Annotated in this window: 14 protein-coding genes and 1 pseudogene; 7 read left to right on the plus strand and 8 right to left on the minus strand. The window is 71.8% G+C overall.

Going from position 1 to position 15188, the window contains the following annotated elements; all coding sequences use genetic code 11:
• Positions 1 to 69: 69 nt before the first annotated feature.
• Positions 70 to 2042, minus strand: a pseudogene (locus ACFCXS_RS38650) (GTP-binding protein).
• Between the two features lie 189 nt (positions 2043 to 2231).
• Here ACFCXS_RS38650 and ACFCXS_RS38655 point away from each other — a divergent pair.
• The 5 genes from ACFCXS_RS38655 (at position 2232) to ACFCXS_RS38675 (ending at position 6610) form a co-directional block, all read left to right on the plus strand.
• Positions 2232 to 3338 carry an XdhC family protein gene (locus ACFCXS_RS38655; RefSeq protein WP_376648022.1) on the plus strand — a complete coding sequence of 369 codons (1107 nt, stop codon included), beginning with the start codon at positions 2232 to 2234 and terminating at the stop codon, positions 3336 to 3338.
• Between the two features lie 48 nt (positions 3339 to 3386).
• Positions 3387 to 3719 carry a putative quinol monooxygenase gene (locus ACFCXS_RS38660; protein ID WP_376648023.1) on the plus strand — a complete coding sequence of 111 codons (333 nt, stop codon included), beginning with the start codon at positions 3387 to 3389 and terminating at the stop codon, positions 3717 to 3719.
• 132 nt (positions 3720 to 3851) lie between these two features.
• Positions 3852 to 4859 carry an NADP-dependent oxidoreductase gene (locus ACFCXS_RS38665; protein WP_376648024.1) on the plus strand — a complete coding sequence of 336 codons (1008 nt, stop codon included), beginning with the start codon at positions 3852 to 3854 and terminating at the stop codon, positions 4857 to 4859.
• Positions 4860 to 4884: 25 nt separating this feature from the next.
• Entirely contained in the window at positions 4885 to 5937 is a 1053-nt protein-coding gene (locus ACFCXS_RS38670) for an alcohol dehydrogenase catalytic domain-containing protein (protein ID WP_376648025.1), read from the plus strand.
• Between the two features lie 73 nt (positions 5938 to 6010).
• Positions 6011 to 6610, plus strand: a complete 600-nt coding sequence (locus ACFCXS_RS38675) for a carboxymuconolactone decarboxylase family protein (protein ID WP_376648026.1) — start codon at positions 6011 to 6013, stop codon at positions 6608 to 6610.
• Here the strand turns inward: ACFCXS_RS38675 and ACFCXS_RS38680 are convergent.
• Both ACFCXS_RS38680 and ACFCXS_RS38685 read right to left on the minus strand, forming a co-directional pair.
• The gene (locus ACFCXS_RS38680; RefSeq protein ID WP_376648027.1) at positions 6607 to 7428 is read right to left on the minus strand and encodes a methyltransferase domain-containing protein; all 822 of its coding nucleotides are present in this window, start codon (positions 7426 to 7428) and stop codon (positions 6607 to 6609) included. The two genes, ACFCXS_RS38675 and ACFCXS_RS38680, sit on opposite strands and share 4 nt — an antisense overlap.
• A gap of 33 nt (positions 7429 to 7461) precedes the next feature.
• Positions 7462 to 7971 carry a metallophosphoesterase family protein gene (locus tag ACFCXS_RS38685; RefSeq protein WP_376648028.1) on the minus strand — a complete coding sequence of 170 codons (510 nt, stop codon included), beginning with the start codon at positions 7969 to 7971 and terminating at the stop codon, positions 7462 to 7464.
• Positions 7972 to 8180: 209 nt separating this feature from the next.
• Between ACFCXS_RS38685 and ACFCXS_RS38690 the strand changes: the two genes are divergently transcribed.
• Both ACFCXS_RS38690 and rfbC read left to right on the plus strand, forming a co-directional pair.
• Complete coding sequence (locus ACFCXS_RS38690) at positions 8181 to 10124, plus strand: glycosyltransferase family 2 protein (RefSeq protein WP_376648029.1); 1944 nt, start codon at positions 8181 to 8183, stop codon at positions 10122 to 10124.
• A gap of 4 nt (positions 10125 to 10128) precedes the next feature.
• Entirely contained in the window at positions 10129 to 10746 is a 618-nt protein-coding gene (gene rfbC, locus ACFCXS_RS38695) for a dTDP-4-dehydrorhamnose 3,5-epimerase (RefSeq protein ID WP_376648030.1), read from the plus strand.
• A 180-nt stretch (positions 10747 to 10926) separates the two neighbouring features.
• Here rfbC and ACFCXS_RS38700 read toward each other — a convergent pair whose 3' ends face one another.
• The 5 genes from ACFCXS_RS38700 to ACFCXS_RS38720 form a co-directional block, all read right to left on the minus strand.
• Positions 10927 to 11730 carry a class I SAM-dependent methyltransferase gene (locus ACFCXS_RS38700; protein WP_376648031.1) on the minus strand — a complete coding sequence of 268 codons (804 nt, stop codon included), beginning with the start codon at positions 11728 to 11730 and terminating at the stop codon, positions 10927 to 10929.
• Positions 11717 to 12604, minus strand: coding sequence for a dTDP-4-dehydrorhamnose reductase (gene rfbD / locus ACFCXS_RS38705; RefSeq protein ID WP_376648032.1), 888 nt, complete (start codon positions 12602 to 12604; stop codon positions 11717 to 11719). The genes ACFCXS_RS38700 and rfbD overlap by 14 nt, the downstream gene beginning before the upstream one ends.
• On the minus strand, positions 12601 to 13581 hold the full coding sequence (gene rfbB / locus ACFCXS_RS38710; RefSeq protein WP_376648033.1) for a dTDP-glucose 4,6-dehydratase: 981 nt from the start codon (positions 13579 to 13581) through the stop codon (positions 12601 to 12603). Before rfbB ends, rfbD begins: the two co-directional genes overlap by 4 nt.
• Positions 13578 to 14645: a glucose-1-phosphate thymidylyltransferase gene (locus ACFCXS_RS38715; RefSeq protein WP_376648034.1), complete on the minus strand. Its 1068-nt coding sequence runs from the start codon at positions 14643 to 14645 to the stop codon at positions 13578 to 13580. The genes rfbB and ACFCXS_RS38715 overlap by 4 nt, the downstream gene beginning before the upstream one ends.
• Before the next feature lie 114 nt (positions 14646 to 14759).
• Positions 14760 to 14942, minus strand: a complete 183-nt coding sequence (locus ACFCXS_RS38720) for a hypothetical protein (RefSeq protein WP_376648035.1) — start codon at positions 14940 to 14942, stop codon at positions 14760 to 14762.
• Positions 14943 to 15188 lie beyond the last annotated feature (246 nt).

Raw genomic sequence — 15188 nt, forward strand, 5'->3', positions numbered from 1 at the left:
CGGCGATATCAGGACACCGTCAACACCCCTGACTCCAGAGTAAGTTCCTTCTCGAACAACCCTCACACGTCAACCACCTACCCTCCGTGTCACGTTCAACAAGTACTCCTTCCTGTTCAGCGGGTTGTGGTCGGTGCGCGGACGCTCCGGAACCGTGCCGTGCACGACCGGCGCGTAGTGGGCGAACGAGCTCTCCAGCTCGCCCTCGCCCCGGGTGAGCCCGGGCAGCCGCTGCCCGAGGGCGTGCACCCGGGCGGCCGGCACGGTGCCTTCGAGGACGCAGAGGTCGTCCCGGTTCCGCGTCGTCTCGGGCACGGCCGCGAGCTGGGCGAGGACCGGCAGCAGGGCGCCGAGGGTGTCGGCGGGCGCCTCGATGCGGAAGCGGTGCATCGGCTCGTGGACCCGTGTCCCGGCCCGCCGCAGCGCCTCGAGGAGCACCAGCGGGGTCACGCCGCGGAAGTCGGCGCCCGTGCTGGACATGCTCTTGTCGAAGCCCTGGTGGGCATGGCTCTGGCGGGGCGAGTAGCCGCTGTGGGTCATGGTGACCACGCAGTCGGTGACCCGCCAGCCGTGCAGGCCCTGCTCCAGGGTCTCGCGCACGGTGTCCTCGACGGCCTTGAAGAAGGCGTACGGCATCGACCCGAGCTCCACCTCCAGCCGGAAGCCGGCACCCGAGCCGACCGGTGCGGGCTCGACACGCAGTCCGACCGTCGCGAGGAACGGATTGGGGTCCTTCTTGTTGAACTCCACGGCCTGCCCGGCGCCGAGCGGCCGTTCAATGCACAGCGGGGTGGTCTCACGGAAGGTGACGTCGAGGCCGTACTCCCCGGCGAGGGTGGCCTGGATGACCTCCTTCTGCACCTCGCCGTACAGGGAGACGGAGGTCTCCTGGCGGAGTTCGTCGCGCCGCAGTCCGATCAGCGGGTCCTGCTCGGCGAGCTGGGTGAGCGCCAGGTGGAGCGCTCCCCTGTCGGTGCCCGGGCCGGGGACGACGACCGTCTCCAGCGTCGGCGGTGCGAAGAAGTGCTCGTACGCCGTGCGGGGTTCGCCGATCGCGTCGCCGATGCGGATGTCGCCGAGCCCGGTGAGGCGGGCGATCCGGCCGGCGGCGACGGAGTCCTCGCGCAGATCCGCGCCGTCGCCGAAGACGCTGATGCCGGTGATCCGGCCTTCGGCGCCGTCCGCTCCGAAGGGGACCCGGTCGCGGGTGCGCAGGGTCCCGGAGAAGATCCGGGCATAGGCGACCTTCTCCCCCGCCGGGCCCCGGTCGACCTTGAACACACTGGCGCAGAGCGGCCCGTCCGGGTCCCCGTCGGCCACCGGCAGCAGGGTGTCGATACCGGACAGCAGCGCCTGCACCCCCGCGCCCGTGGCGGCGGAGCCGAAGTAGACCGGGTGGACGAGCGCCTCCCGGGTCCGGGCGACGAGGGAGCCGTGCAGCAACTCGTCCGTGACGGTGTTCTCGACGTACGCGGCCAGCAGTGCGTCGTCGTATCCGGTCAGGACGTCCAGGGCGCCGGCCGGTGCGGTGCCGGGGGTGAAGCGGGCCGCGCGGGTGCCGAGGCCGGTGGCGGTCCCCATCGGCACGATCGCGGGGGTCAGCCGCGCCGAGATCTCCCGCAGCACCGCCTCGTGGCGTGCGCCGCTCCGGTCGATCTTGTTGACGAAGAGCAGCGTCGGGATGCGCAGCCGCTGGAGCGTCCGCTCAGCACCCGCGTCTGCGCCTGCACACCCTCCACGGCGGAGATCACGAGGACGACGCCGTCCAGCACGCCGAGGACACGCTCCACCTCGGCGATGAAGTCCGGGTGACCGGGGGTGTCGATGAGGTTGACGGTCACGCCGTCGAGCGGGAACGAGACGACGGCGGACTTGATGGTGATGCCGCGCTGCCGTTCCAGGGCGAGGGTGTCGGTGCGGGTGTTCCCGTCGTCGACGCGGCCGATCTCGTCGATCACCCCGGCCGAATGGAGCAGCCGCTCGGTCAGGCTGGTCTTACCGGCGTCGACATGGGCGAGAATTCCAAGGTTGAGCATGTGCACGAAGCGTCATGTCCTTCGGAGAGAGGTCCGTTCCTGGCTGGGGGGACATGTACGCAGTGCGCATTCGGAACTCCTCGGGACTGGTCGACGTCGCTGTCCTGAGCAGTGCAGCAGACCGCCGCGGGGGGCCACAACGGAATTAACCGCCGCCGGGGTACCCGGCGGGTGCCCGACGGACAGGAGTGGCTCGTGCGTGACGTTCTCCCGGTGCTCGGCCGCTGGTACGCGGCCGGGGTCCCGTTCGGCCTCGCCACGGTCGTCGAGGTCAGCCGCAGCGCGCCACGCGACCCGGGCGCGGCGATGGCGGTGGGCCCGGACGAGGAGGTCGTGGGCAGCGTGTCCGGGGGCTGTGTCGAGGGCGCGGTGTTCGAACTCGCGCAGGAGGTCGCCGCGGGCGGCGAGGCCCGGCTGGAGACCTTCGGCTACAGCGACGAGGACGCCTTCGCGGTCGGTCTGACCTGCGGCGGCGAGATCACGCTGCTCGTGCGCGCCGTCACGCCCGAACGCGATCCCGGCTTCGGCGCGGTCGCGGACTCGGTCGCGGCGGGCGAGCCGGTCACGGTGGCGACCGTGGCAGACGGGCCGGCGCCGCGCGGGGCCGCCCTCACCGTGTGGCCGGACCGGACGCTCGGCACCCTCGGCACGAGCGGCCTGGACGCGGCCGTGACCGCCGACGCCCGCGGCGAACTCGCCCTCGGCGCGACCGGCATGCGGCACTACGGGCCCCAGGGGCAGCGCCGCGAGGACGCCGTCAGCGTGTTCCTGCAGTCCTTCGCGCCGCCGCCGCGGATGCTGGTGTTCGGCGCGATCGACTACGCAGCGGCCGTGGCCCGCATCGGCGGTTTCCTCGGCTACCGGGTCACCGTCTGCGACGCCCGCCCCGTCTTCGCCACGCCCCGGCGCTTCCCCGACGGCGTCGAGGTGGTCGCCGAGTGGCCGCACCACTACCTGCGCGAGACCGGCACCGACGAGCGCACGGTGATCTGCGTTCTCACACACGACCCGAAGTTCGACGTGCCGCTGCTGACGGAGGCGCTGCGCCGCCCGGCCGCCTACATCGGAGCGATGGGCAGCCGCCGCACCCACACCGACCGGGCCGCACGGCTGGCCGAGGCAGGGCTCACGGAAGGCGAGCTGTCCCGGCTGCGCTCACCGGTCGGCCTCGACCTGGGCGCCCGTACACCCGAGGAGGTTGCGGTGTCCGTCGCCGCCGAGATCGTGGCGCTGCGCTGGGGCGGCACGGGAGCGCCGCTCACCGTGACGGAGGGGGCGGTGCATCCGCACCGGTCGTCCTGAAACAGTGATCACAACAACGCACCGACACCCACCGACGGAGGACATCCCATGATCTTCATCACCGCCAAGTTCCGCGTCCGCCCCGAGCACGCCGACCGCTGGCCCGAGATCGCCGCCGATTTCACCCGGGCGACGCGCGCCGAGCCCGGATGTCTGTGGTTCGACTGGTCGCGCAGCGTGGACGAGCCGTCGGAGTACGTCCTGGTCGAGGCCTTCCGCGACGACGAGGCCGGAGCCGCGCACGTACAGTCCGCGCACTTCAGGGCCGCGCAGCAGACGTTGCCTCCGCATCTGGCCGAGACACCGCGCATCGTGAACGCGAACGTCCCTCAGGACGACTGGTCGCTCCTCGGGGAGATGGCGGTACCGGGACAGGAGTAGCTCGCCGCCCGGGGCGAGCCGACCGCATGAGCCGTGAGTCGTGGCACTCCGGCTCTTGCCTCGGACAGCGGGCGCCCGTACGCTCACGGCCGTACCGACTGGGCGGTATGCATCTGAGGAGAGGCCCCGTAGATGAGCACGATCAACCGCCGGATACGCCTGGCCGCACGGCCCGTGGGCGAGCCGCGCCCCACCGACTGGGAGCACGTCGAGGAGCCGGCGGGGCAGCCGGGTGAAGGGGAGTTCCTGGTCCAGGTGCTCTGCCTGTCCATCGACCCGGCGATGCGCGGCTGGATGAACGCCGGCAGGTCCTACATCCGGCCGGTGGAGATCGGCGAGGTGATGCGCGCCGGTGCGGTGGGCCGGGTGGTCGCCTCCCGGCACTCCGGGTTCGCGGTCGGCGACCATGTGTCGGGCACGTTCGGCGTGCAGGAGTACTGCGTGTCGGACGGGCGCGGCGTGACCAAGGTCGACCCCGCGGCCGCTCCCCTGCCGACCTATCTCGGCACGCTCGGGATGTCGGGCCTGACGGCCTACTTCGGCCTGATCGAGGTCGGGCGTCCCGAGCCGGGCCAGACCGTCGTGGTCTCCGGAGCGGCCGGGGCCGTCGGCAGCGTCGTCGGGCAGATCGCCAAGATCCTCGGATGCCGGGTCATCGGCATCGCCGGCGGCGAGGCCAAGTGCCGGATGGTGGTGGACGAGTTCGGGTTCGACGCCGCGATCGACTACCGGAGCGAGGACGTCCGCAAGGCGCTGCGCGAGCACGCCCCCGACGGCGTCGACGTGTACTTCGACAACGTCGGCGGCGATGTGCTGGACGCCGTCCTGCTGCGGCTGGCGCGCGGTGCCCGTGTCGTGGTCTGCGGCGCGATCTCCCAGTACAACAGCACCGAGCCGCAGGGCCCCGCCAACTACCTGTCGCTGCTGGTCAACCGCGCCTCCATGACGGGCATCGTGGTCTTCGACTACGCCGACCGGTACGCGGAGGGCATCGCGCAGATGGCCGCGTGGCGTGCGGAGGGCCGGCTGAAGTCCCTGGAGGACGTGGTCTCCGGTTCGGTCGCGGAGTTCCCCGAGACCCTGATGCGCCTGTTCCGTGGTGACAACCGCGGCAAGCTGGTGCTGAAGATCGCGGACTGACCGGGCCGAGGGAGGGAGAGATCCGATGAGGGCGCTGACCTACCACGGGCGTCACGACATCCGCTACGGGGACGTCCCCGACCCGGCCGTCACCAGCCCCGCCGACGCGGTGGTGCGGGTGACCGCGGCCGGCATCTGCGGCAGCGACCTGCACATCTACGGCGGCAACGCGTTCAGCCCCGAACCGGGCTACACGCCAGGACACGAGTGCGTGGGCGTGGTCGTCGACACCGGCGGCCAGGTCACCCGCTTCAAGCCCGGCGACCGGGTTCTGGTGCCCGCCTCCGTCGGCTGTGCGCGGTGCGGGCAGTGCGCGGCCGGGCTCACCGCCCGGTGCGAGCGCGCCACGTCGGCCACGGAGCTCTGCTACGGAGTCGGCCCGAAGCTCCAGGGCAGCCAGGCCGAGGCCCTGGCCGTGCCCTGCGCCGACGTCAATCTGGTGCGCCTGCCGGAGGACATCTCCGACGAGGCGGCCGTCGTCCTGACGGACAACGCCCCCACCGCCTGGTACGGCTGCCGTCGTGCCCGCATCCAGCCCGGTGAGACCGTCCTGGTCATCGGCCTCGGCCCGGTCGGCCTGATGGCCGCGCAGTCCGCCTTCGCGATGGGCGCGGCCCGGGTGCTGGGTGTGGACCTGGTCGCCGAGCGCCGCGCCTTCGCCGCGGGTCTGGGCGTCGAGCCGGTCGAGGGTGACGACGTGCGGTCGGCCATCCGCGACATGACCGCCGGTCGCGGGCCGGACGCGGTGGTGGAGGCGGTGGGTTCCGACGCCACCATCCAGCTCGCCTGCAAGGCCGTACGGCAGGCGGGCCGGGTCAGTGTGATCGGGGTCAGCCAGAACAAGGCGTTCCCGTTCCACATGTACCTGGCGCAGGTCAAGGAACTGGAGTTCGCCATCGGGCTGTGCTCGGTGCACTACGAACTCCCTGCCCTGATGGCCCTCACCCGTGCCGGACGGATCAAGCCCGAGGTCGTGGTCTCGCACCGCTTCGCACTCTCCGAAGGACCGGCGGCGTACGAACTGTTCGCCGGCCGCTCCGACGGTGTGCGCAAGATCGTTCTCGACCCGACGGGCTGACAGCTCACGGTACTTCCCCGCCCGGCCTGTCTCCGGTCTCCTGGGGTGAGTCCCTCGCAGACCGGAGGCAGCCATGTCACAGCGCCACGAAGCCGCACGGCCGAACCGTCCGCGGCTGAAGCCGCTCCCCGAAGAACAGTGGGACCCGCGGACGCGGGAACTGCTGGCCGCCGCTCCCCACGACCCCGGGGGCGGGATCCCGAACATCTTCACCACGCTCGTGCGCCATCCCGATCTCTACGAGCAGTTCCTGCCCTTCGGTGGGCAGTTGCTCGCCGCGGGCCGACTGCCGGGGGACGTGCGTGAGTTACTGATCCTGCGCACGGCATGGAACACCGGTGCCCGGTACGAGTGGGGGCGGCACCTCCCCCTGGCCAGGGCCGCGGGCGTCACGGACGCGGAGATCGACCGCATCGCCGAAGGGCCGGAGGCGCACGGCTGGGCGGACCTCCAGAGGCACCTGCTCCGCGCGGCGGACGAGCTGCACGGCGATGCCAGGATGTCCGACGCGACCTGGGAGGCTCTGGCCGGGCATTTCGGTGACGCCGAACTGATCGAGATCGTCATGCTGGTGGGGCAGTACCAGATGGTGGCCTTCTTCCTGAACGCCACCTGTGTCGAGCTGGAGCCCGGTTTCGACAGCACCGGCTTCCCGGAAGAGGGCCGGCTCTAGGTGAGTGGCCGCGGGCCGTCGTCTGCCGGTCTGCGGCCCCAGGCCGAGATCATCGGCGAGGTGGCGAGGTCCAGGCGTCCCGCCTCCACGGCGGCGAGATGCCCGTCGATCTCCTCGTCCGTGGCGAGCCCCGCGGCGACGAGCCGGTCCCTGACCTGCCGGACGGTGGCCGCCTCCAGGACGTCGCAGGCGGGCGAGGTGATCGGGAAGTAGGCGTCGGCCTCGACGTCCACGAGGCCCGCCTCGCGCAGCAGCCGGGGCAGTCCGCGCCCGTAGGAGAGGTCGGCGCCGCGTTGCCGCAGCAGTTCCCGGAAGCCGGTGCGGAGCCGGTTGGCCCGCTGCTGCTCGGGGCCGTGCTCGTCGGGGCAGATCAGCGGCTGCAGCGCGGGGTCGGCGTCCTCGACCAGCAGCACTCCCCCGGGCCGCAGGGCCTGCACCATCGAGCGCAGCGCGGCTTCGCGCTCGGGGACGTGGACCAGGACGAGACGGGCGTGCACCAGGTCGAAGGGGCCGGACGGAGGCGCGTCGCGGCCGACGTCGTGCCTGAGCACCTCGACCCCGGCGGTGGCGTCCGTCCCGGTCCAGGACACGTCGATGTCGGTGGCGAGCACCCGCCCGGAGGGCCCGACACGCCCGCGCAGCCACGCGGCGACACTCGGCCCGCCGGCCCCGACCTCCCAGCACCGCCAGCCTTCGGCGATCCCGGCCGTCTCGAAGTGCCGGAACGTCGAGGCGTCGAAGAGAGCCGACAGCGCGTCGAAGCGGGTGCCGGCCTCGGCCTGCCGGTTGTCCAGGAGGTATCCCTCGTCCTGACCCATGCGGCGATCATGCCACGGGCCCGGTGGGGCCGTTCAGCGCGGTGTGCGGGGCGGCAGCCGGTGCAGTTCCACGTCCGCGAGCCGCCCGCCGGCGACCGTGGCGGTCATGTAGGTGCAGTGGGGCTGACGGCGGCGGTCCGTCGGAGAGCCCGGGTTCAGCAGGCGCAGGCCGGTGGGGGCCGTGGTGTCCCAGGGGATGTGGCTGTGGCCGAAGACCAGCACGTCCAGATCGGGGAAACGGGCGGCGCACCGCTGTTCCCGGCCCTGCTTGGCGCCCGTCTCGTGGATCACGCCGAAGCGCACCCCGCCCAGCTCCGCGTACGCCACCTCGGGCAGCCGGGCGCGCAGATCCGGCCCGTCGTTGTTGCCGTACACCGCGACGAGCCTGCGGCAGCGCGCCTCCAGCAGATCGAGGGTGCCGGTGTCGACCCAGTCCCCGGCGTGGAACACGGCATCGGCCTGCGGGAGTTCGGCGAGCAGGGGGGCGGGCAGTTCCCTGGCCCGTGCGGGCAGGTGGGTGTCTGACATGAGAAGCAGGCGCACGTCCTCAGCCTAGGTGCTGCGGGCCGCTCCGGCCCGCAGCACGCTTGACCGCGAACAGACAGACAGCGCAGTTCAGTTGCCCTGCGGGCGAAGACGATCACGGCGAGGTCTCGGAAGGTGAGGCGACCTCGCCGGGCGGGTTAGCATCGGGCGACACGCAGTACAACAGGACGTCTACGGCAAGCGACCCGAAGGGGCCCGGAAACCCGATGCCGGTCAAGGTCAGCGTCATCGTCCCCGTGTACAACCCGGGGATCTACATCGAGGACTGCATCTCCTCGCTGCAGCGGCAGTCGCTGCCTCCCGACGAGTTCGAGGTGATCTTCGTCGACGACGGCTCGACCGACGAGACCCCGGCCCGGCTCGACGCGCTCGCCGCCGAGGACCCCCGGATGAAGGTCATCCACCAGGAGAACTCCGGCTGGTCGGGCAAGCCCCGCAACGTCGGCATCGAGGCCTCCCGGGGCGAGTTCGTGATGTTCGTCGACAACGACGACTACCTCGGCGAGGAGGCCCTGGAGCGGATGTACGACTACGGCGTGGCCAACGGCGCCGACGTCGTCGTGGGCAAGATGGCCGGCAGGAAACGCGCGGTGCCGGTGGAGCTGTTCCGTCGCAACCACCCCCGTGCCACCGTCGCGAACGCCCCGCTCATCGACAGTCTCACCCCGCACAAGATGGTCCGCCGGGCCTTCCTGGACCGCATCGGCCTGCGCTTTCCCGAGGGCCGCAGGCGCCTGGAGGACCACGTCTTCATCGCCGAGGCGTATCTGCGCGCGGAGAACGTCTCGGTGCTCAGCGACTACGTCTGCTACTACCACATCCGCCGGGACGACGGCTCCAACGCCGGCTTCGAACGCTTCGACCCCGTCGGCTACTTCACGAACCTGCGCGAGGCCCTCGACGTCGTCGAGCGGTACACGGAGCCCGGTCCGGTGCGCGACCGGCTGTTCCGGCGCTGGCTGCGCGTGGAGATGGTGGAGCGGCTGCGGTCCCGGCGCCTGCTGAACCTGCCGGACGACTACCGCAGGGAGCTGTTCGGGGAGATCCACGAGGTCGTGGTCGAGCGCTTCGGTCCGGGGGTCGCGGCCGGACTGCAGCCGACGCAGCAGGTCATCGCCGCGCTGACGGCGGCCGACCGCTACGACGACGTGGTGGCCTTCGCGGAGTGGGAAGCGGGCGTCGCCCCCGCGGCGGCCCCCGGGGACATCGAGTGGCGCGACGGCTCGCTCCGTATCGGCTTCACGGCCGAGTACCTCTCCGGCGGCGCTCCGATGCTGTTCCCCGCCGGCGCCGGGGCCACGCCGCTGACCGACGTGCCGAAGGACGTCACCGAAGCGGTGCGCTGGGTGGCCTCGGAGACCGCCGCGCGGTTCGGGCAGGCCACGGCCGATCTGCTGCTGCGGGAGCGCTCCAGCGCCGCGCAGTACTTCCAGCCGGTGGAGTTCACCCGCGAGACGGTGCCGGCCGGGAACGGCGAGGAGGTCCGGCTGGTGCTGCGGGCGACCGCCACCGTCGACCCGGCGGACCTGCCCCGCGAGGGCGTCTGGGACGCGCTCGTCCGGGTGAAGTCGGGCGGCTGGACCAAGGAGTGCCGGCTGGGCCCGGCGCCGCGCGAGGACCGGCCCACGCCCCCCGCCGGAGTCGTCGGCGACCTCCCGGTGCTGCCGTACTGGACCGAACCGCACGGCAACCTCTCCCTGGAGCTCGGCGCGCGCGGCAAGCGGCTCGGGCTGAACCGTGTGCAGTTGGGGGACGTCACCGTCTCCGGCGAGCGGTTCGGTGTCGTGCTTCCGGTGTACGTCACGGGCGACAGGAAGGTCCGGCTGAGGTTCGTCTCCTCCAGCCGGATCCTGGAGACGTCCGGCACCCTCTCCCCCGACGCGGACCGGCCGGGCTCGGTGCTGGCGGCGGACCTGCCCGCCGAGGACCTCTCGGGCGACGTCTGGCGGGTGGCCGTGTGCCTGAACCCCGCCGCCGAGGGGGCTCGCTTCGCCGGCCTGCCGTTCGCGCTGCGGGCCGGCGGCGGGAGCGTGCTGGTGACGCCGGCGGCGGGGCCCGGTGTCGCGCTGCGGTTGGCCCGGCGCGCGCGACGCGTGCTCGGCGCCGCGCGCCGGAAGGTGAATGCCCGCATCAAGACCGGAGGGCGGTGACAGCATGCGACCCCTGGAGATAGCGGGCGCCTGGGTCCTGGAACCCAAGATCTTCCCGGACGACCGGGGCAGTTTCCACGAGTGGTACCGCGGTGCGGAGTTCCGTGAGGCGACGGGGTACGACCTGTCCCTGGCCCAGGCGAACTGCTCGGTCTCGCGGCGGGGTGTGCTGCGGGGCGTGCACTTCGCCGACGTGCCGCCCAGCCAGGCGAAGTACGTCACGTGTGTGCGCGGTGCCGTCCTGGACGTGGTGATCGACATCCGCGTGGGCTCCCCCACCTACGGGAAGTGGGAGGCCGTGCGGCTCGACGACGACACGCGCCACGCGGTGTTCCTCGCGGAGGGCCTCGGGCACGCCTTCATGGCCCTCACGGACGACGCGACGGTGGTCTACCTGTGCTCGGAGGGTTACGCCCCGGGCCGCGAACACGGCATCCACCCGCTCGACCCGGCCCTGGGCATCGAGTGGCCCGAGGGCATCACCCCGCTCCTGTCCCCCAAGGACGAGCAGGCACCCACGCTGGCCGAGGCGGAGCGGCGGGGGCTGCTGCCGTCGTACGAGGCCTGCCGGGCGTACTACGCGCAACTGCGGGGCGGGCCGAGTACCCCGGCCGACGGCTGAGGCAGCCGGAGCACCGGCACACCGCGGGACCGGACGCATCGCAGGCCCGGACGCATACAGCGTCCGGGCCTGTGTCGCGCGCGTCCAGGGCGGTGATTCCCGCGTCCCGGCCGGTGTCCCGCCGGGCGGGGAAGGCCGTCGGCGCCGGCCACCGCCCGGGCGGTGGCCGGCGCCGTCGTCTCAGCGGCTGACGCCGACCTGCTGGAGGGCCTTGCGCAAGGGCTCCCAGCCGACGGAGCGAGGCAGGCCGCGGTTGCGGGCCTGGGCGAGGGGCCGCCAGAAGCCCGCTTCCAGGAGGGCCTCGGGGCGGACCGCACCGGCCCGTTCCAGGATCGCCTCGGGAACCTTCTGCGGGTCGGGGATCTTGTACTCGGCCATGATCTCGTCGTACTTGTCGTGCAGGACCCTGTTGTTCGGGTCTGCGCCGAAGACGACCAGCTGGCCGGTGGGTGCGGTGTCCACCTGCACGGTGACCAGGTCGGGGCGGTAGCGCGCCAGCACCTCGGTGATCTTGAAGACGTCGCCGGTCCAGGCGTTGGTGTGCCGGTCCCGGGCCGCCTCGTCCACGCTGCGCGGCAGCATGTCGTCGAGGACGATCACGCTGCCCCAGTCCGAGTACTTCTCCACGTTCATGAAGTCGCGCAGCGCGAACTCGAACAGGTGCATGCCGTCGATGAACGACAGGTCCAGCGTCGTGCGGCGCCAGTAGCCGATCGGGCTGCGGCCGCGGCGCAGGTTGCGCAGCGGGTGGCGGCCGCCCTTGAGGTGCTGGAGCGGGTTCTCACGCGCGAAGAAGTCGTCGCTGGTGGCCTTCACCAGGTGGACGTCGCACCGCAGCTCCGAGACCACCTTGAAGGCGGGGTCGATCGCGATGCTGGGGACGCGCGACAGCGTCAGGCTGCGCCCGTCGTTGACGCCGATCTCCAGGTAGTTGCGATTGGCGCTGACCTTGTGCAGTTCCCGGAGGAACTCATGGCGTTTCACGAGGAAGACCTTCCTTGCGGATGCGGGGCAGTGCTTCGTGCAGGGCGGAGCGCCAGTCGCGCGGCAGGGGCAGGCCGATCTCCTGCCACCGCCGGTGCGCGAGGGCGCTGTACGCCGGGCGGGGCGCCGGCCGGGGGAAGGCCGCGCTGCTGGTGGGGCGCACCCGGTCCGGGTCGGCGCCGATGAGGGAGAACACCTCGCGGGCGAGGTCGTGCCAGGTGGCCTCGCCGGAGTTGGTCGCGTGGAAGACACCGTGCGCGTCGGGGCCGAGCCGGGGCCCGAGGCCGGCGATCCGCTCGGCGACGTCCGCGCTCCAGGTGGGCTGCCCGCGCTGGTCGTCGACGACGTCGAGGGTGTCCCGGCGGGCCTCGAGTCCGATCATGGTCCGGACGAAGTTGGCGCCGTGGACGCCGTACAGCCACGCCGTGCGCACGATCGCGCTCCCGCCGGGCAGTTCCTCCAGGACGGCCTGCTCGCCGGCCAGCTTGGTGCGGCCGTAGGCGGTGCGCGGGCCGGTCGGGTGGTCCTCCGGGTAGGGGGTGGTGCGGGCCTCGCCGGAGAAGACGTAGTCCGTGGAGACGTGGATGAGCCGGGCGGAGTGCGCGGCGCAGGAGCGGGCCAGCAGGCGCGGGCCGTCGCCGTTGACCTCCAGGGCGCGGGCCTCGTCGGTCTCGGCGTCGTCGACGGCCGTGTAGGCGGCGCAGTTCACGACGAGGTCGGGGCGGTGCTGCCGTACGGCGGCGTCGACGGCCGCGGGGTCCGTGATGTCCAGGGCGGCGCGGTCGAGGCCGACGACGTTCTCGCCGCGGTTCGTCAGTTCCTCGACGACGTCACGGCCGAGCATCCCGCCCGCACCGGTGACCAGCCACCTCATGCCCGCTCCTGGGCGACGCGCTGCTTCAGGGGTTCCCACCAGGCGCGGTTGTCGCGGTACCAGGCGACGGTCTCGGCGAGGCCGGTGGTGAAGTCGTGGCGGGGGCGGTAGCCGAGTTCGTCGCGGGCCTTGGTGCAGTCGACGGAGTAGCGCAGGTCGTGGCCCTTGCGGTCCTCGACGTGTTCCACCCGGTCCCAGTCCGCCCCGCACGCGTCCAGCAGGAGGCCGGTGAGTTCCTTGTTGGTGAGTTCGGTGCCGCCGCCGATGTTGTAGACCTCGCCGGGCCGGCCCTTCGTGCGGGCCAGGTCGACTCCCTGGCAGTGGTCGTCCACGTGCAGCCAGTCGCGGACGTTGCGGCCCTCGCCGTACAGCGGCACCGTGTGACCGTCGAGGAGGTTGGTGACGAACAGCGGGATGACCTTCTCGGGGAACTGGTGCGGGCCGTAGTTGTTGGAGCAGCGCGTGACGCGCACGTCCAGGCCGTGGGTGCGGTGGTAGGCGAGCGCGAGCAGGTCGGAGGAGGCCTTCGAGGCCGAGTACGGCGAGTTGGGCTGGAGCGGGTGGTCCTCCGGCCAGGAGCCGGACTCGATGGAGCCGTAGACCTCGTCGGTGGAGACGTGCACGAAGGGGCCCACGTCGTGGCGCAGGGCGGCGTCCAGCAGGGTCTGGGTGCCGAGGACGTTGGTGCGGACGAAGTCGGCGGCGCCGCTGATCGAGCGGTCGACATGGGACTCGGCGGCGAAGTGCACGACCTGGTCAGCGTCGGCCGTCAGCTTGTCGACCAGTTCGGCGTCGCAGATGTCGCCCTGCACGAACTCCAGCCGTGGGTGGGTCAGTTCGAGGTTGTCGAGGGTGCCGGCGTAGGTGAGCTTGTCCAGCACGGTGATGCGCGGCGCGTCGGGCGCGTCCGAGGCGAGCAGGGCGCGGACGTAGCGGGAGCCGATGAACCCGGCGGCGCCGGTGACGAGGAGGTTCATGAAGTGATCTGCACCTTGCTGTGGTCTCCGAGGACGAGGCGGTGGGCGCTGGGGACGCTGGGGGCGGGGGTCACCTCGACGTGCCGGCCGATCAGCGAGGACTCGATCCGGCCGACGCCCTGGATCGAGGAGTCCCGCAGCACGATCGAGAACTCCAGCTCACTGTCGGTGATACGGCAGTTCTCGGCGACGGAGGTGAAGGGACCGATGTAGGAGTTGCTGACGACGGTGCCCGAGCCGATGACGACCGGCCCGACGACACGCGAGCCCACGATCCGTGCGCCCTCCTCGAGGACGACGCGCCCGATGGTCTCCGAGGCGTCGTCGATGTCGCCGTCGATGCGGCGCTCCACGGCTTCGAGGACCGTGCGGTTCACCTCGAGCATGTCGCCGACGTTGCCGGTGTCCTTCCAGTAGCCCTTGATGACCGTGGAGCGCACGTCGGCGCGGGTGTCGATCAGGTGCTGGATGGCGTGGGTGATCTCCAGTTCGCCGCGCCAGGAGGGTTCGATGGCGCGGACCGCCTCGTGGATGAGGGGCGTGAACAGGTAGACGCCGACCAGGGCGAGATCGCTCTTGGGCTGGTCGGGCTTCTCCTCCAGGCCGACGACCTGGCCGGACGGGTCGAGCTCGGCGACTCCGAAGGCGCGTGGGTCGGCGACGCGGGTGAGCAGGATCTGGGCGTCGGGCCGGTTGCCGCGGAACTCCTCGACGAGGCCGGTGATGCCGCCGACGACGAAGTTGTCGCCGAGGTACATCACGAAGTCGTCGTCACCGAGGTAGTCCCGGGCGATCAGTACGGCGTGGGCCAGCCCGAGGGGTCGTTCCTGGGGGATGTAGGTGACGTCGAGGCCGAACTTCGACCCGTCTCCGACCGCCTCCTCGATCTCCGCGGCCGTCTCCCCGACGATCATGCCCACGTCGGTGATGCCGGCCTCGGCGATCGACTCCAACCCGTAGAACAGCACGGGCTTGTTGGCCACGGGCACGAGTTGCTTGGCCGACGTGTGCGTGATCGGCCTCAGTCTTGTTCCTGCGCCGCCGGACAGCACGAGAGCCTTCATTCGGTTCACCTTAGTCGTGAACCGGCGGATGTGAACATCACTTCTTTTGGTTGCCGATGCGCGGAGTTACCGGGATCGTCACCGCGCCGCGCCGCGGAGGGGCGTCAGGTGGAATCAGTCCTCGCCCCGGACGATGTTCCACTCCGGCCCGGAGCGCATCGTCCCGGGGGTTCCCCGGTCTCCCACGGCGGGGAGGCAGGTCCGCAGCGCGGCCTTTCCGCGCAGACGGCGTGCCTTCGACCAGCCGGTCTCGTACTGACGGACGACGGGCTTCTCACTGGTGTCCATGGACTCCACGACTCATCATCTTCCTTCTGCTTCCGCTGCTGTTCGAGTGCCCGGCGAAAAACCGAACAAACCCGGCGCGGAACACCCGTACGACCCCCTCGAACTCCTTTTCCCCTGCCCGGCGTTCGGCCCATGCGACGGTCCCGCGCCCCTGCAGGGGCGCGGGGCCCGGCCGCGGGGGAGCGGGGGGCTGCATTAGGGGGCGGGGCGGGGGTGTTGCCCGGGGCCGCCACCCGGGGGGGGGGTGGTTAAAAA

The sequence above is a fragment of the Streptomyces sp. NPDC056373 genome, from assembly GCF_042262425.1.
Taxonomy (GTDB): domain Bacteria; phylum Actinomycetota; class Actinomycetes; order Streptomycetales; family Streptomycetaceae; genus Streptomyces.